This is a genomic window from Vagococcus sp. (assembly GCF_052102835.1).
Classification (GTDB): Bacteria; Bacillota; Bacilli; order Lactobacillales; family Vagococcaceae; genus Vagococcus.
In genome coordinates this window covers 50,744-75,248 of the sequence record NZ_JBQEIL010000004.1, presented here as the reverse complement: position 1 = coordinate 75,248, position 24,505 = coordinate 50,744, and the positions used below count along the sequence as shown (strand labels likewise).

Here is a 24,505-nt window from a genome sequence, read left to right as displayed (position 1 = left end):
TAAGCCAGGTAAATGACCTTAATTACCTGGCTTATCTTGTTTCATTTATTTTTTGACTTCAGACTCTTTCAAGTAGCCACTGTCTATTAAAATTTCTTTGTAATTATCTTTATCTGCAACTACTGGTTCTAATAAATAAGTTGGAACAACTTTTTTACCATTGTCATATGTATCTTTATCATTCACTTCAACTTTTTCACCAGCAACCATTTCGTCAACCATTTTAACAGCAGCTTCTGCTAGTTTCTGAGTATTTTTGAAAACTGTCATTGTTTGTTCTTCCGCAATGATTGATTTTACTGATGCTGCTTCTGCATCTTGACCTGTAATGATTGGCATCTTACGGTCTTCTTTACCATAGCCAACACCTTTAAGTGAAGAAACAACACCTACTGCAATTGCATCATTTGGAGCTAAAACTGCATCCACTTGATCTTTTGTATACGCTGAACTCAGTAAGTTATCCATTCTTGCTTGAGCTGTTGCTCCATCCCAATTTTTAATGGCTATTTTGTTGAAATCTGTTTGACCACTTTTAACAACTAATTTCTTATCATCAATATAAGGTTGTAAAATTGACATTGCACCATCAAAGAAAAATTTAGCATTGTTATCATCCGGGGCACCACCAAATAATTCAATATTAAATGGACCTGCTTCTTTTTCTAAGTTTAATTTATCAACAATAAACTGTCCTTGTAAAACACCAACTTTAAAATTATCAAAAGTTGCATAGTAATCAACACCTTCAGCATGCATAATCAAACGATCATAAGCTAAAACTGGAATGTCTTGTTTTTTAGCTTTTGCAACAACATCACTCAACGCTTCACCATCAATCGGTGCAATAACTAAAACATCAACATTTTTTGTAATCATATTTTCAATTTGAGAGACTTGTGTTGGTACACTATCTTGTGCATATTGAACATCTGTTTTGTAATCTTTTTTCTCAAATTGATCTTTCATGAAGTTACCGTCTTTTTCCCAACGTTCTAAAGCTTTGGATGGCATTGAAATACCTATTGTTTTTGTTTCTGAACCGCCTTCTTTTTTATCCCCCGATGAACCACAAGCTACTAATAATAATGATACAGCTAACGTAGAAACGACTAACATTAATTTCTTCAATTTCATTTTCATATTCTCCTTTAGTGTTTTTTAAACTAAATAATCATTTAAAAGTGATTTAACATATTCTAAATGACTTGATTCCAACTCAACTTGGTCATTTTCTAACGCATACGTTGTTAACGTTTCTAAGTCTTCTTTACCATCAATAATATTTTTACCAATTCCAATTGTATAGCTCGCATAACGTTCTTCTTTGATTTCATCTAAGAAGCGATCTTCTTTTAATTTAGCCGCTACTTTCAGCCCTCGTGCATATGTGTCCATTCCAGCAATGTGAGCTAAAACTAAATCGTCCATTTCAAATGAGCTACGACGAACTTTTGCATCAAAGTTAATTCCACCTGGTGCAATGCCATCATTTTCTAAAATCTCATACATTGCTAAAGAAGTATCCATCACGTTCGTTGGGAATTCATCTGTATCCCAGCCTAATAATAAATCGCCTTGGTTCGCATCAATTGAACCCAATGCTTCATAACAACGAGCTACATTTAATTCATGTTCAAATGTATGACCAGCTAACGTAGCATGGTTTGCTTCTAAGTTAAGTTTGAAGTCGCCTTCTAAACCATATTTTTGAATAAAAGCAACTGTTGTCGCTGCATCAAAATCATATTGGTGTTTTGATGGCTCTTTTGGTTTTGGCTCAAGTAAGAATTGTGGTTTATGACCAATCTTCTCACCATAAGCAATCGCCATTTTAAATAAACGTGCAATATTATCTTGCTCTAATTTCATGTCTGTATTTAGTAACGATTCGTAACCTTCACGGCCACCCCAGAAAACATAATTTTCGCCACCTAATTTTTTACTAACATCCAATCCTTTTTTGACTTGTGCTGCTGCATAAGCAAAAACCTCTGCATTATTTGATGAAGCAGCTCCATTGTTAAAACGAGGATGGGAGAACATATTCGCTGTATTCCAAAGTAACTTTATTCCAGTTTCATCCATTTTTTCTTTAATTAAATCAGTAATTGTATCGATATTTGCAAAAAACTCTTCTAAAGAATTACCTTCAGGTGCAATATCAATATCATGAAAACAGAAGTACTCAACATCCATCTTGACTAAAAATTCAAAAAAGGCATCCACACGGTTTTTAGCCGTTTCCATTGGAGTATCACCAAACCAATTTCTAATATTTGTTGGGTTACCGAATGGATCTGAACCGTCTTGAGTCATTGTATGCCAATAAGCCACTGCAAAACGTAGGTGCTCTTTCATTGTTTTCCCCATAATCACTTCTTCTGGATTATAGTGTCTGAAAGCAAACTTATTCTTAGTTCCTACACCCTCATACTTGATTTTTTCTACATTTGGAAAATAGCTCATTTTTAAAATCCTCCTGTCATAAGACTTGATTTTAGTTAGTTAGTACAGTAAACTAACTAATGTAAGCTAATCATAAATCGATATTTAATTTTTGTCAAGCGCTTTCAAGGAGGATTTATATGATCATTGATAAATATAAAATTAGAAAACGAAATACAGCGATTATTTTAAAACATATTATTACTTCAAAAAGTATCTCCCGATCGGACCTAGCACTTATTACCGGACTAAACAAAGCTTCTGTTTCAGACATCACAAAAGAATTACTTGACCAACAGCTAATTATGACCAATGAAACTGGTGAAGGTAGTCAACAAGGCGGGCGAAAACCAATTTTACTTACTCTTAACCCTATTGCTGCTCAATCTATCTCAATTGACTTAGCCCCTAAATATGTCGAAGGAATGCTTTGTCATTTAGACGGAACGATTATTAAAGAAGTCAAATTAAGAAATTTAATTGTTTCACGTGAGAATGTTTTCGATTATACCTTAAATGTTATTGAACAACTGATAGAAGACCTACCTAAAGCTTCTATTTACGGTGTTATAGGAGTTAGTTTTGCTGTTCATGGTGTTTGTAGCGATGAAACCATTCTTTATACACCCAACTATGATTTACCAGAAAATTTTTTAGCACAAGTTCAAGCCATTTTACCCTATAAAAACATCACGATGGATAACGAAGGTAATTTAGCTGCTTTAGGTGAATATACGTTTGGAAATCATTCTCAAAGTCTTGTTAGTATTAATATTGATACAGGTATTGGTGCTGGTCTTGTTGAAAAAGGAAAATTAAGAAATGGTATCCACGGCTTTTCTGGAGAAATTGGTCATACTATTTTAATACCTGATGGCTTAATTTGTCCATGTGGAAATCACGGCTGTCTTGAACGGTATGCATCGCATCATGCCCTATATAAGCAATTAAACTTAGAAAAATTTAATTCAGACGAACTGGTTAAACGTTTTAACAGTGACCAAGACAACGTTCTTAAAGCTTTAAAGGATAATGCAAAATATCTAAGTATCGCTATTAATAATTTCGTGATGATCTACGACCCTGAAGTGATTGTTATCAATAGTTCTGTCTACAATAAATTTCCCTTTTTATTTGATGAAATCAACCAACATTTGAATAATCATTTTGCTAATGATATTCAAGTTTGTAATAGTTCTCTCAATAAAAAAGCGACCTTACTAGGGGGAATATCAAAAAATATTCAAGCCTTTTTAAATGTTCAAAATTTAAAATTAGATCAACTAAAAAAAGAAATCAACTAATCAAAAAAAGACCTTCAATTTGAGATTTATTCTCTAAAACTGAAAGTCTTTATTTTTTTATTTCTTTTTACGGTCCATTAAAACAGCGGCGATAATCACTAACCCTTTGACAATTTGTTGATAAAAACTTGAAACACCTAATAAGTTTAATCCGTTATTTAAAGTACCTATAATCAGAGAACCAATTAATGTTCCAAAAATTCGCCCACGTCCACCGGATAAACTGGTTCCACCAAGAACTACAGCAGCTATCGCGTCCATCTCGAAAGCCGTTCCAGCTGTTGGCTGAGCTGAATTTAAACGAGAGGCTAAGATAATACCACTAATCGATGACATGAATCCTGAAATCGTGTAAATCAAAATTTTAATTTTATCAATTTTTACTCCAGCAATTAATGCTGCTTTTTCATTTCCTCCAATGGCATAGGTTTTTCTACCAAAAGAAGTTTTATGTAACAACACAAATAATATAATAAAAGAAACAAACATTAAAATAACAGGAAATGGAATACCTAAAATGTAACCTCTACCTAAAAACTTGAAGAAAGCAGAGTTTCCTATTCCTGTAATTGGATTACCATCAGTATAAACTAACGTTGCTCCACGATAGATTGTCATGGAAGCTAAAGTTGCAATAAAAGGGGCCATATTTCCTTTAGTTACAAGCAAACCATTAATAGCTCCCAAAGCCGCTCCAGTTAACATTCCAGCGATAATCGCAATAATTGGTGAGATTCCATCTGCCAATAACCCTCCTGTAAAAGCACCAGATAAAGCCAAAATCGAACCTACCGATAAATCTATTCCTCCTGTTAAAATAACAAAAGTCATACCATAAGCAATAAAGCCATTAATTGATACTTGACGTAATAAATTTAAAAGATTGTTAATTGAAACAAAATCAGGATTTAAGATTGTGATGATTACCATTAAGATTACCAAGGCAATCACTGAACCTAGTCGACTGATTATATTACTAAATTTTTCTTTTTTATCTACCACTTCACTATTTTCTACGGTCTTATTCATCAAAGACTACCTCCTGTTGCTAAGGTCATTACTTTTTCCTGATTAGCATCTTCTCGATTTAATTGCCCCTTAATTCTTCCCTCGTGCACTACGATAACTCTATCACTTATTCCTAATACTTCTGGCAAATCACTTGAAACAACAATAATTGCTACACCACGATCGGCAAGTTCATTAATCAATTGATAAATTTCACGTTTTGCACCAATATCAACACCACGAGTAGGTTCATCTAAAATCAACACTTTCAAACCAGCACCAATCCATTTTGCCAAGACTACTTTTTGTTGATTTCCACCCGATAACTCACCAGCGATGTCTTCACTTGATTGAACTTTCACATGTAATCGCTTGACTAGTAAATCAACAAAATCATTGACTGCTTTATCATCAATCAAACCATTCTTCTTAAAACCATCAATAGAAGGCAATGCTATATTATCTCTAATGGTAAAATCTAAAACTAAGCCTTCCGTTTTTCGATCTTCTGTCACAAAGCCAATTCCCTTAACAATCGCTTGATGTGGTGATTGAAGGGTTACTTCTTGTCCTTCAAGTAATATTTTTCCAGATTTCAACTTATCTAATCCAAAAATACCACGCATAATTTCTGTTCTTCCTGAGCCCATTAGTCCAGAAAAACCAATCACTTCGCCAGATGAAACATCAAAATTTACTTCTTCAAATGTTCCTTCAGCTGAAGTTAACTCTTTCACCTCAAAAACTTTTTTGCCAATGGCTGCCGTTTTTTCAGGGTAATAATCCGTAATTTCACGACCGACCATTTTTCGGACAACTTCATTCATCGAGGTGTCTTCAATTAAAACAGTATCAATTGACAAGCCATCTCGCATAACAGTAATTTCATCACATAGTTCAAAAATTTCTTCCATTCGATGTGAAATATAAACAATTGCTACATTTTTTTCTCTTAACGAGCGAATAATTTCAAATAAATTTCGAATTTCTTTATCTGATAATGCAGCCGTTGGTTCATCCATAATTAAAACCTGACAATCGGTCATCAATGATTTCGCAATTTCAACCATTTGCTGTTCACCAACTGAAAGGTAGTTAATCGGTTGGTTTAAATCAATACTAATGGCTAATTCTTCAAAATATTGAGTGGCTATCTTCCTCATTTTACGTGTATCTAAAAAGCCCAAAGAGGTTTTAATTTCTCGATTAAGAAACATATTCTCTAAGACCGTCATCTCTGCCCAGTTATTCATCTCTTGATGAATAAAACTAATTCCAAATTGTTCAGCTTCATGTGGATCAAAAAAATATTTTTCTTGTCCATCAATCAAAACTTTTCCTGAATCTAACTTATGTAAACCTGTTAAAATATTCATTAATGTTGACTTACCTGCACCGTTTTCTCCCATTAAAGCATGAATAACGCCAGGCTTAATTACCAAATCAACATCTCGTAAAACTTTATTCTTTCCAAAACTTTTTTCGATATTACTCATTTGGATTTCCATCTTAAACCTCCTTTTTAGGAGAACAACTTCAACCGTTATCCTCCTAAAAATTGATGTTTTTATTTAATTATTTTTGAGTAATTAACTCAACTGGAGCAAATATTTCTTTATCAACTTTTTCACCTTTATAGTGTTTGTAAATTGAATCTAATGACAGTTTAGCCATTTCGTCAAAACGTTGACCTATGGTTGCATTTAATTCTTTTTCTTCAATTGATTTAAGTGCATCTTCTGCCCCATCAAAACCAATAATTACGATATCATCTCTTTTAGCTGCTTTAACTGCTTCTAATGCACCTAGTGCTTCTTCATCATTTTGAGCAAAAATTCCTTTAATTTCTGGATTTGCTTGTAAAATATTTTCAGTAACAGTCAATGATTTCGCACGGTCAAAGTCACCATTTTGAGAAGCAACAATATCTAATTTACCTTTAGCGCCTTTTTTAAAGCCTTCGCCACGTTCGTTCGTTGCTGATGCTCCTGGAATTCCTTCAATCATTGCTACTTTAGCATTTTCTCCTAAAGTATCTATTAAATATTTAGCAGCCATTTCTCCACCTTTAACGTTATCTGAAACAATAAGTGATAGAATTTCACCACCATCAGAACTACGGTCAACTGCGACAACTGGAATGTTAGCATCATTTGCAGCTTCAACAGATGGTGCAATTGCAGAAGAGTCAACTGGGTTAACGATAATCGCATCTACTTTTTGTTGAATAAAATCATCCATATTATCTGATTGTTTCGCTGAGTCATTTTGAGCATCAGCTACAATAATCTTACTGCCTTCTTTTTTAGCATTTTCTTCAATTTGATCTTTTAAATAAACGAAAGCAGGGTTATTTAATGTTGAAATTGAAAAACCAATTTTCAAATCTTTCGGTTCTTTATTTTTCGCTTCTTCTTTTTTATCTCCTTCTGTTGAACATCCTGTTAGCAATAAACCAACCGCTGCTACACCTAACAAACTAACTAAAACTTTTTTAAATTTTTTCATGATTCATTTCCTCCTAAATTTTTTTCTATCATTTTTTTCCATTGCTGGTACTCTTTTTCATAGCTCTTTTCTGCTTCATAAGTTGCTGTCTGCTCTTTTGAATTTTCTAGTGTTTCTCCCAAAAGTATCAGTGTTCCAATTGCAGATGCTTCTTCTACTTGTCCGACAATAATCTGCTTATTCGTAATATCTGCTACCAACTGCATGAACTTCTCATTTTTAGTTGGGCCACCATCGACATGTAAAGAAGTCACTTTAATTTCAGTACTTTCTTCAAATTCATCTAAAACCAAACGCAATTGAAATGCCATCGCTTCAAAACCAGCTCGAATTAAATGAGCTCGTTGTGTATTTCTTGTCATCCCTTCAAACGTAGCTTCTAAATGAGGGCTCCAGTACGGAGTTGCCAATCCTTCTAATGCGGGTATAAAATAAACGCCATCATTATTCTTCAATGAAAAAGCTAATTCTGAGGCTTCCTCAAACGTTTTAAATAAGTTTAAATTATCTTTTAACCAATTCAAAATATCGCCGAATGAACGGATTATTCCTTCTAAAGCATAGACTGTCTTTTCGTCTTCTTCCCACGCAATGGTAACAACTGCTTCTTCTTTTTTCAGCTTAACACCAGAACCAATATTCATTAATAACGATGAACCAGTCCCTAGGGTTGCCTTAGTATCGCCTAAATTAAAACAAGAATGGGTTAATAATGCTGACTGTGAGTCCGCCAAAACAGAAACAATCGGAATTTCTTGATAGGTACCAAAATTTGAATTTGAATGTTGCACTTTTGGAAGCGCTTCAATCGGAACGTTAAAAATAGTAGTTAATTCTTTATCCCAACATTTATCATAAATATTAAATAATAAAGTCCGACAAGCATTACTCACATCTGTCATCAAATGTTGCCTATCCGTTAGATTCCAAATTAACCACGCGTCCATTGTACCAATTGCCAAATTTTCTTTTTGCTCTGCGGTTAGTTGCTGATGATCAAAAAAGTGTTTCAATTTTGATGCTGAAAAATAGGTATCCAAAAGTAAACCGGTTTTTTTATAAATCAAAGGTTTTAACCCTCGTTCTTCAAGTTCTGAACAAATCTCAATCCCTCGATTACATTGCCAAACCATCACGTTTGAATGCAACTTACCAGTTTTTTTATCCCAAATCACAATCGACTCTCTTTGATTTGTTATTGAAATACTTTTAATATCTTTCGCTACTAATCGATTTTTCTTTAATATTCTCTCAAATAAAACAACGACATTTTTATAGATTTCAATGGGGTTATGTTCCACCCAACCTTTTTGGGGATAGATTTGCTCATGTGGCAAATCTATCCGATCCAATATTTTAATTTTTTCTGTTGTGTCTACCAAAATCATTTTTGTACCAGTCGTACTTTGATCAATGACTAATCGTTTTTCTGTCATCCTAATCCACCAGTAAAGCTTTGGCTTCTTTCATTAAATTCTCTTTTGAAAGTCCATAATGTTCAAATACTTCTTTACCACTTCCAGTAATTAATTTGTCGTCTGGTAGACCAATGATTTTATGTTTAATGTCGGTTTCCATTGCTAATGTTTCTGCAACTGCACTTCCTAAACCACCATGAAGGCTGTGTTCTTCTACAGTAATTATTAAGTTTGTCTTCTTAGCTGATTTTAAAATCGTTGTAGTATCTAAAGGTTTTAAGGTATGAACATTGATCACTTCTACTTTAATTCCTTCTTCTTCTAACGCTTTCGCCGCTTCTAACGCTGGCGCAACTGTTTCACCAATCCCAATAATTGTAAGTGCCGTTCCTTCTTTCATCACGACTGCTTTGCCAATCTCAAAATCAGTAGGTTCATTATCATAATTATCTGGAACTGCATTTCTACCCAAACGGATATAGGCAGGTTTATCTGATTTAGCTAACGCTTTAAACATTGCCATGGTTTCAAAACGATCTGACGGCGCTAAAACTTGTAGATTTGGAATAGCGCGAGTCACTGCAAAATCTTGTAAAGAATGATGACTCATTCCTAATGCACCATAACTTACACCACCACTAATCCCAACTAATTTAACATTTGTATTTGAATAAGCCACATCTACTTTGACTTGTTCGATACTGCGCATGCTTAAGAATGCTGCTGGTGATGCTACGAATGGACGTTTACCCGAATGAGCTAATCCAGCAGCAACACCAACAATATTTTGCTCTGCAATACCAACTTCAACCATTTGATCTGGTAAAGTATCTGCAAACGCAGCTAAGGATGCTGAACCACGTGAATCACTTGTTAAAACAACAATCTCACGATTTTGTTTTCCTTCTTCAATTAATACTTCACACATTGCTTGACGATTTGGGATTTTATTCATTTTATAGAACCTCCAATTTCTTATCAAATTCCTCAATGGCTTGTTCATACTCAGCCTCAGTTGGAACTCGGTGATGCCAACCTGCTTGATTTTCAGCAAAAGATACGCCTTTACCTTTAACAGTATGTGCAATAATCATTTTTGGTCGTTGTTGCTCATCTTTTTGATCAAATGCAGCAAGTAATTCTTCCATATTGTGACCATCGACTTCAATAACAAACCAGCCAAATGCTTCCCATTTTTCTTTCAACGGTTCTGTATTTAAAACATCACTTGTTTTGCCTGTAATTTGTAAACCATTATTATCAATAATTGCGGTTAAATTATCTAGTTTTTTATGTGGAGCAAACATCGCCGCTTCCCATAATGAACCTTCACCTAGCTCGCCATCTCCCATTAATGTATAGGTTTGATATTCTTTGTTATCCATTTTAGCAGCTAGAGCCATTCCTGAAGCGATCGATAAGCCATGACCTAATGACCCCGTATTCATCTCAATTCCTGGCACTTCATTATTTGGATGCCCGATTAAACGTGATTTATATTGTGAAAAAGTATTGAGTTCTTCATCTGTAATAAAACCTTTATCTGCTAGAACTGTCCATAAAATTTCAACCGCGTGACCTTTACTTTGAACATAGCGATCGCGAGCATCATTCTCTGGATTTTCCACATCAACAGTCATCACATGATAATAAAGTGCAGTTAAAATATCGGCACTTGATAAAGAACCTCCTGTATGACCTGTTCGTGTGTCATGAATCAGGGTAAACAAACGCTTTCTTAATTCAATGGCTTTCTTTTCTAGTTGTTTGGTATCTACTGTCATTTTATATCCCCTCTTAAATAAGATTTTACTTCTTCTTCAATTGGATCATAGAAATCTGGTGTTACACCTAAATATTTACATGCTTCATATAAAACTGGAACAACATCAGTATTCACGGCCGCCACATGATGAATATAAGGGCCATAAACTAACTTACTTTCTAAACGATTTAAGTTTTCAAATTCTAAATAAAGATAAGTTCCTTGATTGAAAGGACCTTCCATCGTTTTAGCATTTCCCATCAATAATGAGTATTCGCCATGATCACCATCAAAACGACATAAGGTATACTCGCCATCTTTAGCTTTAAAGCGAACTGAACCAGGATAATCAAAAACAAAGTGACGTTGTGGTAAAGCTGGTTTTTCAGCTGCTGTTGAATAAGCGAAAACCCCTAAATGTTGAAGTAGTTCACCATTTTCGACCTCTGGATGGCGACAATTCACATCGGCAAAAATTGCTTTTTCTTTACCAAGACTAGCTGCTTCAATCAGTAACTCCGTAATGACACCATGAACATCTGTCTCACAAACAAACGGAATACCTTCTTCTTGAAGTAATGATAATGAAGCATAAGGTAAAATACCGATTTCGTCCTGTAGCGCTGTCCAACATTGGATAACTCCTGAGTTACAACCGTAAAACTCACATAAACTTTCTAAAGCTACTTTTAACACTGCAATTTTTTCTAAGTCTTCATCACTAATTTCGACGATCGTTTCATTATTAAAATAATCAAGTGCTTTTTGAATTTTATCTTTTTTATTTATTCTAACTTTATCCATTTCTTGATACAGTTCTTGTAAAGGAACAGGCGATAATGAGATGTTAAAACGTTCTAATAATTCACCTTCATTGCACATCACTGACCAAAAATCAAAAGGTCTTGGGCCAACTTGTAAAATTCTTGTTTCTTTAAATGTTTTAACGACATTACAAACTTTAATGAAATCTTTCAAGCCACGCTCAAATTCTGGTGAGTCAACATCAGAGTTTTTTATATAAGTAAATGGCACATTAAAACGTCTTAAGACTTTACCAATTGCGAATAATCCACATTGTGTATCTCTTAAACGAGAACCATCTTCAGCTGGCGTTTCATCTTTAGGACCCCATAACAAAACGGGAACATTTAGTTTTTTTGCTAAACGAGCACATTCATATTCTGTTCCAAAATTAGCATTCATTAAGAAAAGCCCATCAATCTCTTCTCCGTTAAATTTAGCTGCAATTTTTTCCATGCCTTCATCGTTGTAAAGAAGACCTTCTTCATTCACATCTAAAATATCAACATAGTTAATCCCTAATTCATTCATTTTTTCTCGAGTTAAATTAGAATACTCAATTGCTGCATCTGCACTAAATAGGTTCCGTCTCGTTGGCGCAAATCCCAACTTTACTTTACTAAAATCCATGCTGTTTCCTCCTCAATAGTTGTAATCGTTTACAAGTAAATGATAACACATTAGTATATTTTTTCAACATATTTTTAGTTTATTTTTAGCTTTATTTTAGTAACCTTGATTTGAAAGGCTTTTGAAAACGCATATAACAAACTACATTAAAAGTATTTATTACTAAAATAACACTAAAAAAACAATGATGATATAACTGTCAGTTACATCATCATTGCTTAATTTTCTACCTTATTCACTTTTTTTACACTTTCTCGCTCAATTAATTTTGTTGATAATAAAACTTTAACTGGTAACAAATTTTCATCTTTAATTTTTTCATTTAATCGTCTCACAGATTGTCTACCCAAACTTTGTTTATCCACTCTGACTGTTGTTAAACTAGGCGTTGAAAACTCAGCTAAAGGAATATCATCAAAGCCTGTCACTGACGTTTGCTCTAATAAATTAAACTCTTTCAAAGCTCTCATCGCACCAACTGCAATAATATCATTCACGGAAAAGAAAGCTTGTGGCAGTGGTTGATGAGTTTCCAAACGACTTGTTAAGTATGCTTTCATATCTCGATAAGCACCTTCTAATGTCGGCTCCACCAAAACTTCAAAGTCACGATTAATTTCCAAGTTATGATTGGTCAGCACTTGAAGGTATCCTTTTTTTCGTTCTCTAAAATTATTCATTTGAAACTTAGAATTAATAATCCCTATTTTTTTATGATGATTACTAATCATATGCCTTACTATTTCATAAGAAGCATCGACATTATTAATCGCTACAAAATCATAAATCTGCGTTCTAAAGATAGTATCAATTAATACAAACGGTTTTTTTATTTGATCTAAAAAAAACAAATCTTCCTTTTCTAATTCTGTACACAATAATAACGTCCCACTCTCCTGGCCATTACCAAAAAGATCGTTTGCATTTTTCTTTATATTTTTATCAATTGTTAAATGGCTAATCATTAGTTCATAGCCTAATTCTCGACTCTCTAACTCAATTCCTCTAATTAACTCTGAAAAAAATGGTGTGTCGCCAACAATATTTCCTTTTTTACTTAAGACAACAAAACGAATTTTTGACATCTCTTTATCATCTTTTTGTTTGAAATAACCCATTTCTTCAGCTATTTTTATGATCATCTGTTTTTTTTCTTCGCTAATCCCCTTACGATTATTCAATGCATTTGAAACCGTTCCGCTTGATACTTTTGCTTTTTTAGCAATATCAGAAATTAATATCTTCACATAATCCCTCCATTATCGTGATTATACTATAAAAACAAAAAAAAAGCTAAATTTTTATTTAATTATTTAGCTTTTTTTTGTTAACTTAAAAGGACATTATTAACGGTAAACTCACCATACTGATTAGTGTTGTTAGCGTAATATACTGTGAAGCTTTTACTCCTTCACCTATGTATTGTTCTGCAAAAATCGCATTAATTGCTCCAGATGGCATTGCTGAAACCATCACTAACACTCCTAAAATAATCGGTTCAGTAATGAATTTAGATAAAACACTCACAAAGATGACAGGTATGATTACCATACGCGCAAATGCAAATTGGAGATTATCTTTATCTTTAAATATCGATTTTAATGAACTTTTTGCAAAGAGTCCTCCATTAATAATCATCGAAATTGGAGCAGTCATCGAGCCTAAAGCGATATTAAAAGATTCAATGGGTTGTGGTAACTGAATATTAAGCATAAACAAACCAAAACCAATCAACGCAGCTAAAATAGCTGGCGCAAGCAACATTCTTCGCCAATCAAAATGACGTTGTTCCGAAAAAATCATCACACCAATTGTAAATAAGAAAATACTAGATATCGTATTATAAACAACGAGTACGACTAATCCCTTTTCTCCATATAATTGTTCCACAATCGGAATACCTATGAAAAGAATATTGGAAAAAGTAATTCCCGTTATCCATAATCTTTTTAAATTCTCTTTTTTATTAAATATTTTAGCCACAAGAACACCAATTCCTAACGTTATAAACATCATTATCAAAGAATAGAATGCTGTTGTTTTAATTAACTCTATCGTTTCTAGCGTCCTTGGTAACTGAAAACTATTAATAATGGCAGGTGGCAAAGCAATATTGGTTAAAAAATAGCCTAAAAAATAATTAACTTGGGGCGTATACTTCCCTCTTAACTGTAAAAAAACACCCACTAACATAAACAAAATTAAAACGCTTGTCACACTAAAAACCGTTGCACCCACTACAATTCTCCTCTTTTTTAATACATCATTATTTCGTAAAGTATATTAAGCAGTTGGCCTTCTTGGTCAACTGGTGCTTGATTAGATAACCAAAAAACTAAGTTTTGATTGTCCAGTGTTCCATAAACAGCACTATCATACCCTCCTAATTGACCCGCTTCTGAAATATTACCACGAATCATCTTCTTTTTTTTAGGTTGTTCAAAAGACCAGTCGAAAACAATTTCCATTTCTTGATGTGTTAACAACTGATTATCTGACAAACTCTTTTCAAAAAGCAACAAATCATTCACACTTGAGAAGACATTTCCAGCTCCTAATAGACTACTAAATAAGGCAGGAGAAGCCACGCGTTTCTGAGTAGTATAATCACCATTAAGATACATATATTCTTCCGGTACTTGTTTATTTTTCGGGATTTCATCCCATAAAAAAGTATTTTTTAAACCAAGTGGTTGAATGATTCTTTCTTTTAAAACATCCGCATACGTCTTTTTTTCAATCAAATGAATCACCCGTGCCAAAAAAGTATAATTGCCATTTGAGTACTGGTACGTCCCTGGCTCATAAACAGTCGTTAGTTGTAGTGCATAATCATATTGAGCTTCTTCTGTTTTCAAAACATTAACTGGAGCAATTTCCGGCATCACATACCCCGATGTATGATCTAACAATTGACGAATCGTTATCTTTTGAGCTCCTCTGACCTCTGGACAATAATCAGCTAACTTCGTCTCATAACTCAGCTTACCTTCTGCAATCAACTGAGCGATAATAACTGCAGTCATTCTTTTTTGAAGTGAAGCAATTGGAAAAATGGTTTCTAATGTGTTCGCTGTCTTTCTTTCATGGTCTGCTTGACCATAAGCTTTTTCAAAAACGACTTGCCCATTTTGAACCATTAAAACAGTTCCTTTAAAATGATGTTTTTCCAACATATCATCAATTTTATGCTCTTTTTCAGCATTAAATGGTATGGATTCTTTTGAGATAAAGATGAAAAAAAACAAAAAACAAAGAAATACTCCAAATAAAAGCAATGGTACTTTTTTATTCCTCATCGCAATCCTCTCCTATCATCAACTTGTGCTTAATAAAAGAGTAGCATACCCATCGACAACTTGACACTGATAATTATATTTTTATGAATTATCTTTACAAATAGAATAAACGTTCATGTAATTGAGCCATAAATAAACGGAAGAAGGAATAATCTGTCCCTTTTTGACTACACTTTTCATACGCAATTCATTCAAAAGGACAAGAAAAAATTGCATACCACGCCATTCAACAGATTGAAATCAAATCAATAACCAAATGGTACTAAGATTCAATTGGGATTTGTAAACGAATAAACATATTACGTTCTAAACGATCAATTTGTGGTAATTCTCTGAGTACCTCACACAAATAATCTCCAGCTACATGATAACCATTGGCTTTAATTTTTTTCTTTAATTCTTTGATTTTTCCCATCTCATCTCCAAATGAATGACAGTAATCTACTGCGTATAAATGAGCTGGTAAGGTTTTAACTTGATTCAGTTGTTTCAATTTACTTGAGCAAAAAACAAACATTTGTTTTGAAATCATTTCATTTCGTTCAAATAGAGCTTGAGGAATAACTGATCCCACTTGACTAAAGTGAATCACATGTAACTTTTCTTGATTAAGATGAGCTTTAAAATCACGTAAATAATGTTCATAGTCATTCGGATTCAAGTCATAAATATTTTTAGGGATTTCGAACTGATAAAGATAACGCTCTGGCAAGTTGATTATTTCAAAAGCGGTCTTCTTTAAGTTTTGCTGGTACGTTTGGTTATTCACCATAAAACTTTTAATTCGTTGCATTCGTTGACTTATTTTTTCTTGCTCGTCAATCAAAGTTTGAAGTTCTTTTTCCATTTTTTGATGTAAAACAAGCGATGATTTTTCTTCAGACAGAAAGCTTTTAATTTCAGTCAGTGATAAATTACATTCCTTTAAATACTGAATACTATCAATAATTGGTGATTGGAGCAGATGATAATATCGATAATTTGTTTCTAAATCAATAAAATAAGGCTTTAATAAACCGATTTTTTCATAATAACGCAGTGTTTGAACAGATACATCATTCATTTTAGCAAAATCACCAATTTTTAGTTTTTCATTCATGATAACTCTCCTTGACTCTATAGTTACTATAGAGATTATACTATGATTGTGAAATGATTATCAAATAATTTGGGAGGTTATTTTTATGAAGTTAGACAAAGTTAAAGTAATTCAATTTGGTTGTGGAAAAATGGCTGAGGTAATGATTAAATATTTAGTTGATCATGGTGCTGAAATTGTCGGAGCAATCGATAATAATCCAGCGTTAGTAGGTACGGATATTGGTGATTTCGCTAATCTCGGCCGGAAAATGGGCGTACTTATCTCTGATGATGCTGAAAAAGTTTTAAATGAAACAGATGCTGATGTTGCTGTTGTTACTATCTTTAGTTACATGCCTGAAATGATGCCTTTCTTTGAACTTTGCATCAAAAATAATGTGAATATTATCACAACTTGTGAAGAAGCCATCTATCCATGGAATACATCACCTGCTGAAACTAATTATTTAGATAAACTAGCAAAAAAACATAATGTCACGATTACAGGTAGCGGAATGCAAGATATTTATTGGATCAATATGCCAACACTTATGATGGCCGGGATGAATGGTGTAACTAAAGTAAAAGGTGCAGTAAGTTATAATGTTGAAGACTATGGCTTAGCCTTAGCTGAAGCTCACGGTGCTGGTTATCCAATGGCTAAGTTTGAAAGTGACATCGCACAAGCAGAAAGCTTACCTTCTTATATGTGGAATGCTGCTGAAGCAATTTGTTCTAAAATGAATTGGACAATCAAGTCGATTTCACAAAAAAATGTGGCTATAACTTTAGATGAAGATATCTACTCTGAAACGCTTGGTCGGACTATTCCTGCTGGCGATGCTACGGGAATGTCTGCTGTCACCAGTATTCAAACCTACCAAGGTCCTGAACTCGAAGTAGAGTGTATTGGTAAAGTTTACCGCCCAACAGATGGTGATATGTGTGATTGGAAAATCACTGGAGAACCTGACATGATTTTCTCATTAGAAAAACCAGATACAGTCGCTCATACTTGTGCAACTGTTGTCAATCGTATTCCATCATTACTTAAAGCTCCTAACGGATTTGTTACCTGTGAAAAACTGGAAACAACAGAATTCACGACTTATCCATTAAACGCTTATTTATAAAAACACAAAAGACCGCTCCTCCCACACAGAAGAGCGGTCTTTTTTTAATTATCGCTAACAAGTTTAAAAACTTTATCTTTTTGATTCGTTAAGTAATATACTATATTCTCAGTAGATAATCTCTGCAATTCTTTTATTGAAGTTGATGAATAAAAAGCTGCATGAGGTGTTATGATCACAGTATCTAATCCAACTAAGGGATGGTTTTCTAAATCTGGTGTCTCATCAGCAAGTAAATCAAGACCAGCTCCTTTTATTAAACCATTATCTAGAGCTATTTTTAAGTCCGATTCATTTACACTCGCACCACGCCCCATATTAATAAAAAATGGTGCTTTTTTCATCTCTTTAAAAACTGATAAATTAAAGAATGATTGATTACTCTCATTTAGATTCATATTATTTGTAATTACATCAGATGTTGCTAAAAGTTCTTCCTTACTTACAAATATAACACCGTACTCATCACCTAGTTTCTGGTCAACATAAGGATCGCAAGTAATGACAGTCATACCTAAAGCCTTGCCTCTAGTTGCTACAGCTTTACCTATTTTTCCAAATCCAAAAACACCTAGTGTCATATCCTCGACGCGTGCATTTGGTGGCTTTACGTCATAACGCCATTTATGATTGATATCGATATCTTGAATATAGGCTTTTAAATTTTTTATCAATGTCAACATTAATGTAATTGTAAATTCAGCTACATCTATAGTTGAATATTCCCCTACTGGACAAACACCAACTCCTCTTCGGTTTGCTTCAACTAGATCGACGTTATCATACCCAGTTGCATTTAGAGAAACTAATTTCAAATTTTTGGCATGATCCATTGCTTCTGCATCAATCTTAGTAAAAGCAGTCAAAATAGCATCAGCATCTTTAATTACCTCAAAAAACTCTTCACGCTTTTCATCCGCATACTCATAAACGACAATTTCACATTCACCCAAACCATCTATTAAGATTTCTCTTTCATAATCATGAGTAGGCATCATTGAATCAGGATAATCAGTAATTACTATTTTCATTTATTTGCCTCTTTTCTAATCTCTTGAAACAGGGAATTTCATACAGTGTGGTCCACCGCCTGCTTTTAAAATTTGTTCCAATGGTAATTTGATTACTTCTAACCCTTCAGCTTCCATTGCTTCGTTAACCGATTTATTGTTCTCAATACCTAAAACTTTACCATTTCCTAATGCTTGAACGTTACAACCATGTTTAAATACTAATTCACTTGGAACATGAATAATTTTGAAGTTACGACGTTTTAGCATCTCTAAAAATTGATATGGTAATTCATCTGTTGCAGCAATACAAACCTTAGGTGCTACAATATTAAAAATCATATCTAAGTGCAAGTTAGTAGGACGTGATTCAACACCTACTACGGTATAACCGAATTTTTCTAATTGTTCTCGTAAATTATCAACGCCTGCTTTATCTGTACGATCGACTAATCCAAATGCAATTGTATGATCATCAATCATCCAGAAATCGCCACCTTCAAAACACCCTGCATTACAACGTGCTATGATTGGAACTCCCATTTCTTTTAATTTTTGTTCATAAACTTCTGTTTCTTTTTGACGTGCTGGGTGTCGAAACTTACCAATAATTGCCCCCTCTTTAACCATTGCACCAAAATCACGTGCAAATGTTTGAACTTCCAACTCTTCATATGAAGCCACTTCTACTACTTCCACTCCATTATCTTTATAAGCTTGAATTAATGTGTCCCATTCTTTAACCATTAATTCATTTTTCTCTGTTTCTCCTTTTTCCATCCAACTCTTAGTAATATCATTAATTCCATTAAATTTATAAAATCGTGGTGAGCACACCAGCACTTTTTTCAATACATTTGTTCCATTTTTCACATAAAATTTTTCAGTCATTTCATTACGCTCCATTTCTTATTTAATTTAGAATACTAATACATTAACTAATAAAATTAAGCAACAAGCTACAAAGAATACTGCGATATATTTTCCTGTTGCTTTAAGCCATGATCCATAATCGACGTGCACCGCCTGTGTACAAGTCATTACAATAATTGATGTTGGTGCAAAAATTTTAACAAAGCCTAACGCTAGGTTATAAACAACAACCATTGCAGATTCAGATACACCAGCAAAAACAGCTAATGGTGCCATAATCGACATTGTTGCTGCTGCTAAGCCTGTTGAACTTGGGATAAACATTGCTAATAAGATATAAACTAAGAAACAAACAATAATAAATACAACCGGGTGTAAACTACCTAATGTTTTTTCAGTTGCATTTAAAACGGTCGCTGTGATATTTCCATCAGTCATAATTACTTGGATCCCTCTAGCTAAAGGAACTATAAATGCAGTTGAGACCAACGCTGCCGCTCCTTTAATTAGGATATTTATGGTTTTATCAATGGTATATCCCATAATCATTCCTACAACAATTGTCATAATAATTAGTAAACCGTTAATTTCATTAAAGTACCATTCACCAAATGGAACTAAATCTTTACCCAAAATCGTACCGATGATTGGAGCATTCATCAGCCATTTTGTAACGTTCTCAAAGAATGTCCAATTAGGATTTAATGATGTCCACGGAATAAGTGAAGTGATCATAATAACAAAAGTTAGAATAAAAACGCTAAATACTTTTCTTTGTTTTTTATTTAGACTCTCCACATCGTCAGTACCACCAGCAAATTCTAATAAATCTTTTTCATGTCTGAAGTATTGAACAGATTTTTCAGGATTTTTTTGAATATGATTTGCGTAACGACAAATCATAAAAGAGCACAATGACATTAATACAACAAAGATAATCGTACGATAAACAATTCCATCTCCGGGACTAATACCTGCAATCCCTGATGCAATTCCTGTTGAAAACGGATTGACAATTGAGGCTGCACAACCAGCCTGAGTACCAAAAATAACAATCATCAAAGCTACAATAGTATCTAAACCAAGTGCCAGTATAATCGGTAAGAACATCAGTAAGTAAACAAATCCTTCCTCATACGCTCCTTGAACCGTTCCGAAAATACCCATAATAAATGTTAATACTGTTATCAAAACATAATAATTTTTTTGATATTTACGTGCAACACCCTTTAAAGCTATATTGATAGCACCAGTTGTATCCATCATTTCTAAAAAGCTACCAAACAACATGACGTTTAATGAAATAGTTATCGCTCCCGAAACTTGTTCATTACCAACCATTCCAATGATTGGTGCCATAATAACATCCCATAAACCTTGTCTATTTGAAGCAATTCTTGTATATGTATTAGCAATTGCTCGTCCGGAAGCATCCAACTCATATTTACCACCTGGTATAAACCAGGTTAAAATAGCAACAATTAAGAGAACAATAAATATGATGACATACGTATTGGGGGATTTAAACTTCTTTTTTTCTTTTACATTTTCCATTAGCCTACCTCATTTCCAATAATCACGGTACCTCCACGGCCAGATAATGCATTGTTTATTTGTTCTATAGAAGTGATAATCGCTTTTTTATTTGAAGCATGTGTTACAAAATCAAGACTTGCTTGAATCTTAGGTAACATCGAACCTTCACCAAACTGTTCTTCAGCTATTAATCTTTCTACTTCATTTTTCGTTATTTTATCCAACCCTTTTTCTTCTTCTGTTCCATAATTGATAAAAACTTGATCCACTGCTGTTAAGATAATAAAAATATCTGCAGAAACTAATTCTGCTAATTTCTCACTAGAATAATCCTTATCTATAACAGCATCAACACCGTAGTAAGTATTTTCTTCTTTCACAACTGGAATACCACCGCCACCGCAAGCAATAACTATTTGACCTGCAGAGAATAAAGCTAATATTGCTTCTTTCTCTAAAATATCAATAGGTATTGGTGATGCAACAACTCGGCGATATCCACGTCCTGAATCCTCTTTCATTTGGTACCCTTTTGTTTCTTTTAATTCCATTGCTCGTTTTTTATCATAAAAAACTCCGATTGGTTTTGTTGGTTTAGAAAATGCTGGGTCATCTTTATCTACTAAAATTTGAGTTACACAAGTACACACAGTTTTTGACAACTTTCTCTTTTCTAATTCATTTTTTATTGAGTTTTGAATATGATATCCTATGTAACCTTCACTCATAGCGTTACATTCTGAAAATGGCATCTCATCAATTATTCCTGTTTCTTCAATAAAATCTGTAAATGCATGATTAATTAAGCCTACTTGTGGACCATTTCCATGTGTTATTATTATTTCATGTCCTTGTTCAATCAAATCAACAAGAATCGGAGCAACAAGATTTGTTGCTTGTTTTTGCTCCGATACAGTTTTTCCTAAAGCATTGCCTCCTAAAGCAATTACTAGTTTTGACATTTACTTTCCTCCTAGTCAGCTACTGCAGCTAAAATTGCTTTAATTGAATGCATACGGTTTTCACCCTCATCAAAAATAACAGATTGATCACATTCCATTACTTCATCTGTAACTTCTTCACCACGATGAGCTGGTAAGCAATGCATGAAAATGGCATTTTCTTTAGCTTTTTTCATTGCATCCATTGTAATTTGATAAGGTGCAAATATTTTTTTAAGATGTTCAATTTCTTCTTCTGGTTGTCCCATACTGTATTGAGACATACCATAAACGATATCTGCATCTTTAAGTGCTTCATTAAAATCTTCTGTAAAGACAATCTTCGCACCTGAAAGTCTTGCTCGTTTCATTGTTTCTTCCATGATTTCAGGATCTGGTTTCAATTCAGCTGGACAAGCTAAGTAAAGATCAATACCTAAAGTTGCACAGAAAATCATTGTCGTATAGGCAACGTTATAAAGATTACCCGCATAACACATTTTTAAACCTTCATATTTTCCAAATTTTTCTTTAATTGTCATTAAGTCAGCGATACCTTGTGTTGGATGCTCTAACGCAGTCAGACCATTAATAATTGGGTTTTGCATCCACTCAGCACACTCTTCAACAATTTCATGACCAAATGTACGAATGAATAATCCATCAAAATAACGATCTAAAATACGTGCGGTATCTTTAAGAGGTTCGCCACGAGACATCTGCATTTCATCTGGTCTTAAATAAACAACTTTAACACCTAAATCTGCCGCTGCTCTTTCAAATGCATTTCTAGTACGAGTACTATTTTTTTCGAATAGAGCTGCCCATACCTGACCTTTTAAATATTCATGTGGTTCACCAACAGTCCATTTCTTTTTAAAATCCAGTGATAAGTCTGTAATAAACTCAATTTCTTCTTTTGTCATGTCCTTAAATGCTAGATAATTTTTTCCTTTAAAACGATTTCTCATAATATGTTTCTCTCCTTTAACTTGATGCCTTTATAATAATTGAAAAATAGAGTAGAATATATTGTATAAAGACACACAAAGAAAGCGCTTTCTTTGTGTGTTAGAACAATGGAGGTATAAGATGGTAAATAGGATAAGCGTTAAAGAAATGTTAAAAAAAGAACTATTCAACACATCAGATTTAATATGTACAAAAAAAAGTTTTACTAATACTATTGAAACAGTCACAATCATGGATATTCCAGATATTGTAAATTGGGTAAAAGAAAATGAACTCATCATCATTGGACGTTTTATGGAATATAACTTTGATGTCAATTTTATTAAACAACTCTCTCAAAGAAATATTTCTGGTATTATCACTAAAAAAAAATTCAAACAATTTATCTCTCAGAGCGAGATAGATGCAGCGCTACATTTCAATATCCCTATTATCTTAATTGACGATGATTATGCATGGAGCGAAGTAACTACAACTGTACAAGAGCTACAATTTCAAAAACAATTAAATATAATTAAAGATACCGAAAAATTTCATAAAACTATTCTAAATTACCTTCGTGATAATCACGGCTTAAATGATTTATGCTCATCTATTTACAACGTAACAAATCTGTCTATTGCAATTACAGACAGTCGTTTCAACTTGTTAGATGCTTCATTTGACTACAAATGGAAAAAAGTGATTGAGAATATTACTACAAAAGATTTAATACACAAAGAAATGATTGGTTACAATATGAATAATCGTATTATTCAAGGTTATCGCTATAAAAACAAATTAATAGATACTAATTCACAAATCATTTTTATAAAAAACAAAGATAATAAAAATGATGTTTTTTATCTTTTAATCAAAATTCCTATTGAAATTAACATACTCACACCAGAAACATTAGCGAAATTAGAAACCATAGAATCTATTTATCAATTAAAAAAGACCTTTTATCAAGAGGTCCTAAAAACAAATTTAGTTTATCGAGACTTAGCTTTTGAAGAGTTGCTTAATCTTAAAAAAGCTTCTAATAAAAATCGAAATCATTATAGTTTAATACTAGGGACTCGATTAGAACTAAGTTATCAAGTTATTCTTGTCAAAAATTATAAATGGAATACAACATATGATCTTATCCATAAAGCAACTAGTTTTTCCGAATTTTACAATGAGTTTTATAAAACGTATTTTACAAATCAAAATATCTTGATTTTTTCAAGACAAGAATACTGGGTCTTACTTGTTGGAGATTCACAGAAAAATATTAATATTTTTATTAATTCTCTTGTTCAATTCTTAACTAACTTTTTCCAACATGACTCTTTCTATGTTGGAATTGGGGGCTCTTCTCCTTACTATCACTTAAGTTCTTCTTGGAAAGAAGCCGAACATTCTTTGCATTATCTTGAAAAAAGAAGATCTAACGAAAAATTCCAAAATTACAATGATTTAGGAATTTTAAAGTTATTCACTAATGAAGCTGGTAATATTAACGAATTATTCATTGAACAAATTTTAAATCAATATATTATTCCTATAATAAATCACGATAAACAATATAAAAGCGAACTTTTAAACACTCTTGAAACATATATCGAAAATAATTTTTCGCATACTAATACTAGCGAATGTCTTTTTATTCATAAAAATACTTTACGAGCTCGATTTAAAAAAATAGAGAAATTATTAAGTATTAATCTAAACAAAAGTGATCATTTGATGAACATGTTTTTAGCTATTCGACTTTATCAAGTTAATCTTAGTCAGATAAATGATTAAAAA

General features: G+C 33.1%; 21 protein-coding genes. 3 read left to right on the top strand and 18 right to left on the bottom strand.

Annotation, left to right across the window (positions count from 1 at the left end; all coding sequences use genetic code 11):
• Positions 1-45 precede the first annotated feature (45 nt).
• Both chvE and xylA read right to left on the bottom strand, forming a co-directional pair.
• Positions 46-1,143 carry a multiple monosaccharide ABC transporter substrate-binding protein gene (chvE, locus tag ACTJFD_RS05270; protein WP_442260100.1) on the bottom strand — a complete coding sequence of 366 codons (1,098 nt, stop codon included), beginning with the start codon at positions 1,141-1,143 and terminating at the stop codon, positions 46-48.
• A gap of 18 nt (positions 1,144-1,161) precedes the next feature.
• Positions 1,162-2,469 carry a xylose isomerase gene (xylA, locus tag ACTJFD_RS05265; RefSeq protein WP_442260098.1) on the bottom strand — a complete coding sequence of 436 codons (1,308 nt, stop codon included), beginning with the start codon at positions 2,467-2,469 and terminating at the stop codon, positions 1,162-1,164.
• A gap of 119 nt (positions 2,470-2,588) precedes the next feature.
• On the opposite strand from xylA, the gene ACTJFD_RS05260 reads away from it, so the two are divergent.
• Positions 2,589-3,752 (top strand): ROK family transcriptional regulator, encoded by a 1,164-nt coding sequence (locus tag ACTJFD_RS05260; protein WP_442260096.1) that lies wholly within the window; start codon positions 2,589-2,591, stop codon positions 3,750-3,752.
• 57 nt (positions 3,753-3,809) lie between these two features.
• Here the strand turns inward: ACTJFD_RS05260 and ACTJFD_RS05255 are convergent, their stop codons facing one another.
• From ACTJFD_RS05255 to ACTJFD_RS05205, 11 genes are all read right to left on the bottom strand, one after another.
• Positions 3,810-4,781, bottom strand: coding sequence for an ABC transporter permease subunit (locus ACTJFD_RS05255; RefSeq protein ID WP_442260094.1), 972 nt, complete (start codon positions 4,779-4,781; stop codon positions 3,810-3,812).
• Complete coding sequence (locus tag ACTJFD_RS05250) at positions 4,781-6,268, bottom strand: sugar ABC transporter ATP-binding protein (RefSeq protein WP_442260092.1); 1,488 nt, start codon at positions 6,266-6,268, stop codon at positions 4,781-4,783. Before ACTJFD_RS05250 ends, ACTJFD_RS05255 begins: the two co-directional genes overlap by 1 nt.
• 67 nt (positions 6,269-6,335) lie before the next feature.
• Positions 6,336-7,268 (bottom strand): substrate-binding domain-containing protein, encoded by a 933-nt coding sequence (locus ACTJFD_RS05245; protein ID WP_442260090.1) that lies wholly within the window; start codon positions 7,266-7,268, stop codon positions 6,336-6,338.
• The gene (locus ACTJFD_RS05240) at positions 7,265-8,704 is read right to left on the bottom strand and encodes an FGGY-family carbohydrate kinase (RefSeq protein ID WP_442260088.1); all 1,440 of its coding nucleotides are present in this window, start codon (positions 8,702-8,704) and stop codon (positions 7,265-7,267) included. The genes ACTJFD_RS05245 and ACTJFD_RS05240 overlap by 4 nt, the downstream gene beginning before the upstream one ends.
• Position 8,705: 1 nt before the next feature.
• Complete coding sequence (locus tag ACTJFD_RS05235; protein ID WP_442260086.1) at positions 8,706-9,641, bottom strand: transketolase family protein; 936 nt, start codon at positions 9,639-9,641, stop codon at positions 8,706-8,708.
• 1 nt (position 9,642) lies between these two features.
• Complete coding sequence (locus tag ACTJFD_RS05230) at positions 9,643-10,470, bottom strand: transketolase (protein WP_442260085.1); 828 nt, start codon at positions 10,468-10,470, stop codon at positions 9,643-9,645.
• Positions 10,467-11,885, bottom strand: a complete 1,419-nt coding sequence (locus ACTJFD_RS05225; protein WP_442260083.1) for an L-fucose/L-arabinose isomerase family protein — start codon at positions 11,883-11,885, stop codon at positions 10,467-10,469. The genes ACTJFD_RS05230 and ACTJFD_RS05225 overlap by 4 nt, the downstream gene beginning before the upstream one ends.
• Positions 11,886-12,103: 218 nt before the next feature.
• Complete coding sequence (locus tag ACTJFD_RS05220; protein WP_442260081.1) at positions 12,104-13,132, bottom strand: LacI family DNA-binding transcriptional regulator; 1,029 nt, start codon at positions 13,130-13,132, stop codon at positions 12,104-12,106.
• An 85-nt stretch (positions 13,133-13,217) separates the two neighbouring features.
• Complete coding sequence (locus ACTJFD_RS05215) at positions 13,218-14,123, bottom strand: AEC family transporter (RefSeq protein ID WP_442260079.1); 906 nt, start codon at positions 14,121-14,123, stop codon at positions 13,218-13,220.
• Positions 14,124-14,140: 17 nt separating this feature from the next.
• On the bottom strand, positions 14,141-15,184 hold the full coding sequence (locus tag ACTJFD_RS05210; RefSeq protein WP_442260078.1) for a serine hydrolase domain-containing protein: 1,044 nt from the start codon (positions 15,182-15,184) through the stop codon (positions 14,141-14,143).
• Between the two features lie 262 nt (positions 15,185-15,446).
• Positions 15,447-16,283, bottom strand: coding sequence for a MerR family DNA-binding transcriptional regulator (locus ACTJFD_RS05205; RefSeq protein WP_442260076.1), 837 nt, complete (start codon positions 16,281-16,283; stop codon positions 15,447-15,449).
• 85 nt (positions 16,284-16,368) lie between these two features.
• Between ACTJFD_RS05205 and ACTJFD_RS05200 the strand changes: the two genes are divergently transcribed.
• Positions 16,369-17,397 (top strand): NAD(P)H-dependent amine dehydrogenase family protein, encoded by a 1,029-nt coding sequence (locus tag ACTJFD_RS05200; RefSeq protein WP_442260074.1) that lies wholly within the window; start codon positions 16,369-16,371, stop codon positions 17,395-17,397.
• Between the two features lie 44 nt (positions 17,398-17,441).
• Here the strand turns inward: ACTJFD_RS05200 and ACTJFD_RS05195 are convergent, their stop codons facing one another.
• The 5 genes from ACTJFD_RS05195 to argF are packed head-to-tail and all read right to left on the bottom strand — an operon-like array spanning position 17,442 to position 22,728.
• Entirely contained in the window at positions 17,442-18,428 is a 987-nt protein-coding gene (locus ACTJFD_RS05195; RefSeq protein WP_442260073.1) for an NAD(P)-dependent oxidoreductase, read from the bottom strand.
• Positions 18,429-18,443: 15 nt separating this feature from the next.
• Positions 18,444-19,298 carry a dimethylarginine dimethylaminohydrolase family protein gene (locus ACTJFD_RS05190; RefSeq protein ID WP_442260071.1) on the bottom strand — a complete coding sequence of 285 codons (855 nt, stop codon included), beginning with the start codon at positions 19,296-19,298 and terminating at the stop codon, positions 18,444-18,446.
• A gap of 27 nt (positions 19,299-19,325) precedes the next feature.
• Positions 19,326-20,834, bottom strand: coding sequence for a YfcC family protein (locus ACTJFD_RS05185; RefSeq protein WP_442260070.1), 1,509 nt, complete (start codon positions 20,832-20,834; stop codon positions 19,326-19,328).
• Positions 20,834-21,778 (bottom strand): carbamate kinase, encoded by a 945-nt coding sequence (gene arcC, locus ACTJFD_RS05180; protein WP_442260068.1) that lies wholly within the window; start codon positions 21,776-21,778, stop codon positions 20,834-20,836. The genes ACTJFD_RS05185 and arcC overlap by 1 nt, the downstream gene beginning before the upstream one ends.
• An 11-nt stretch (positions 21,779-21,789) precedes the next feature.
• On the bottom strand, positions 21,790-22,728 hold the full coding sequence (argF, locus tag ACTJFD_RS05175) for an ornithine carbamoyltransferase (RefSeq protein ID WP_442260066.1): 939 nt from the start codon (positions 22,726-22,728) through the stop codon (positions 21,790-21,792).
• A gap of 121 nt (positions 22,729-22,849) precedes the next feature.
• On the opposite strand from argF, the gene ACTJFD_RS05170 reads away from it, so the two are divergent.
• Positions 22,850-24,502 carry a PucR family transcriptional regulator gene (locus tag ACTJFD_RS05170; RefSeq protein WP_442260065.1) on the top strand — a complete coding sequence of 551 codons (1,653 nt, stop codon included), beginning with the start codon at positions 22,850-22,852 and terminating at the stop codon, positions 24,500-24,502.
• Positions 24,503-24,505: the final 3 nt, after the last annotated feature.

Bases quoted from the DNA above. Each gene is read 5' to 3' on its own strand.
- ACTJFD_RS05240 (WP_442260088.1), bottom strand. From the start codon at position 8,704: ATGACAGAAAAACGATTAGTCATTGATCAAAGTACGACTGGTACAAAA.
- arcC (WP_442260068.1), bottom strand. From the start codon at position 21,778: ATGTCAAAACTAGTAATTGCTTTAGGAGGCAATGCTTTAGGAAAAACT.
- ACTJFD_RS05245 (WP_442260090.1), bottom strand. From the start codon at position 7,268: ATGAAAAAATTTAAAAAAGTTTTAGTTAGTTTGTTAGGTGTAGCAGCG.
- ACTJFD_RS05200 (WP_442260074.1), top strand. From the start codon at position 16,369: ATGAAGTTAGACAAAGTTAAAGTAATTCAATTTGGTTGTGGAAAAATG.
- chvE (WP_442260100.1), bottom strand. From the start codon at position 1,143: ATGAAAATGAAATTGAAGAAATTAATGTTAGTCGTTTCTACGTTAGCT.
- ACTJFD_RS05190 (WP_442260071.1), bottom strand. From the start codon at position 19,298: ATGACTGAAAAATTTTATGTGAAAAATGGAACAAATGTATTGAAAAAA.
- ACTJFD_RS05185 (WP_442260070.1), bottom strand. From the start codon at position 20,834: ATGGAAAATGTAAAAGAAAAAAAGAAGTTTAAATCCCCCAATACGTAT.
- ACTJFD_RS05250 (WP_442260092.1), bottom strand. From the start codon at position 6,268: ATGGAAATCCAAATGAGTAATATCGAAAAAAGTTTTGGAAAGAATAAA.
- ACTJFD_RS05225 (WP_442260083.1), bottom strand. From the start codon at position 11,885: ATGGATTTTAGTAAAGTAAAGTTGGGATTTGCGCCAACGAGACGGAAC.
- argF (WP_442260066.1), bottom strand. From the start codon at position 22,728: ATGAGAAATCGTTTTAAAGGAAAAAATTATCTAGCATTTAAGGACATG.
- xylA (WP_442260098.1), bottom strand. From the start codon at position 2,469: ATGAGCTATTTTCCAAATGTAGAAAAAATCAAGTATGAGGGTGTAGGA.
- ACTJFD_RS05205 (WP_442260076.1), bottom strand. From the start codon at position 16,283: ATGAATGAAAAACTAAAAATTGGTGATTTTGCTAAAATGAATGATGTA.
- ACTJFD_RS05260 (WP_442260096.1), top strand. From the start codon at position 2,589: ATGATCATTGATAAATATAAAATTAGAAAACGAAATACAGCGATTATT.
- ACTJFD_RS05210 (WP_442260078.1), bottom strand. From the start codon at position 15,184: ATGAGGAATAAAAAAGTACCATTGCTTTTATTTGGAGTATTTCTTTGT.
- ACTJFD_RS05170 (WP_442260065.1), top strand. From the start codon at position 22,850: ATGGTAAATAGGATAAGCGTTAAAGAAATGTTAAAAAAAGAACTATTC.
- ACTJFD_RS05230 (WP_442260085.1), bottom strand. From the start codon at position 10,470: ATGACAGTAGATACCAAACAACTAGAAAAGAAAGCCATTGAATTAAGA.
- ACTJFD_RS05235 (WP_442260086.1), bottom strand. From the start codon at position 9,641: ATGAATAAAATCCCAAATCGTCAAGCAATGTGTGAAGTATTAATTGAA.
- ACTJFD_RS05255 (WP_442260094.1), bottom strand. From the start codon at position 4,781: ATGAATAAGACCGTAGAAAATAGTGAAGTGGTAGATAAAAAAGAAAAA.
- ACTJFD_RS05195 (WP_442260073.1), bottom strand. From the start codon at position 18,428: ATGAAAATAGTAATTACTGATTATCCTGATTCAATGATGCCTACTCAT.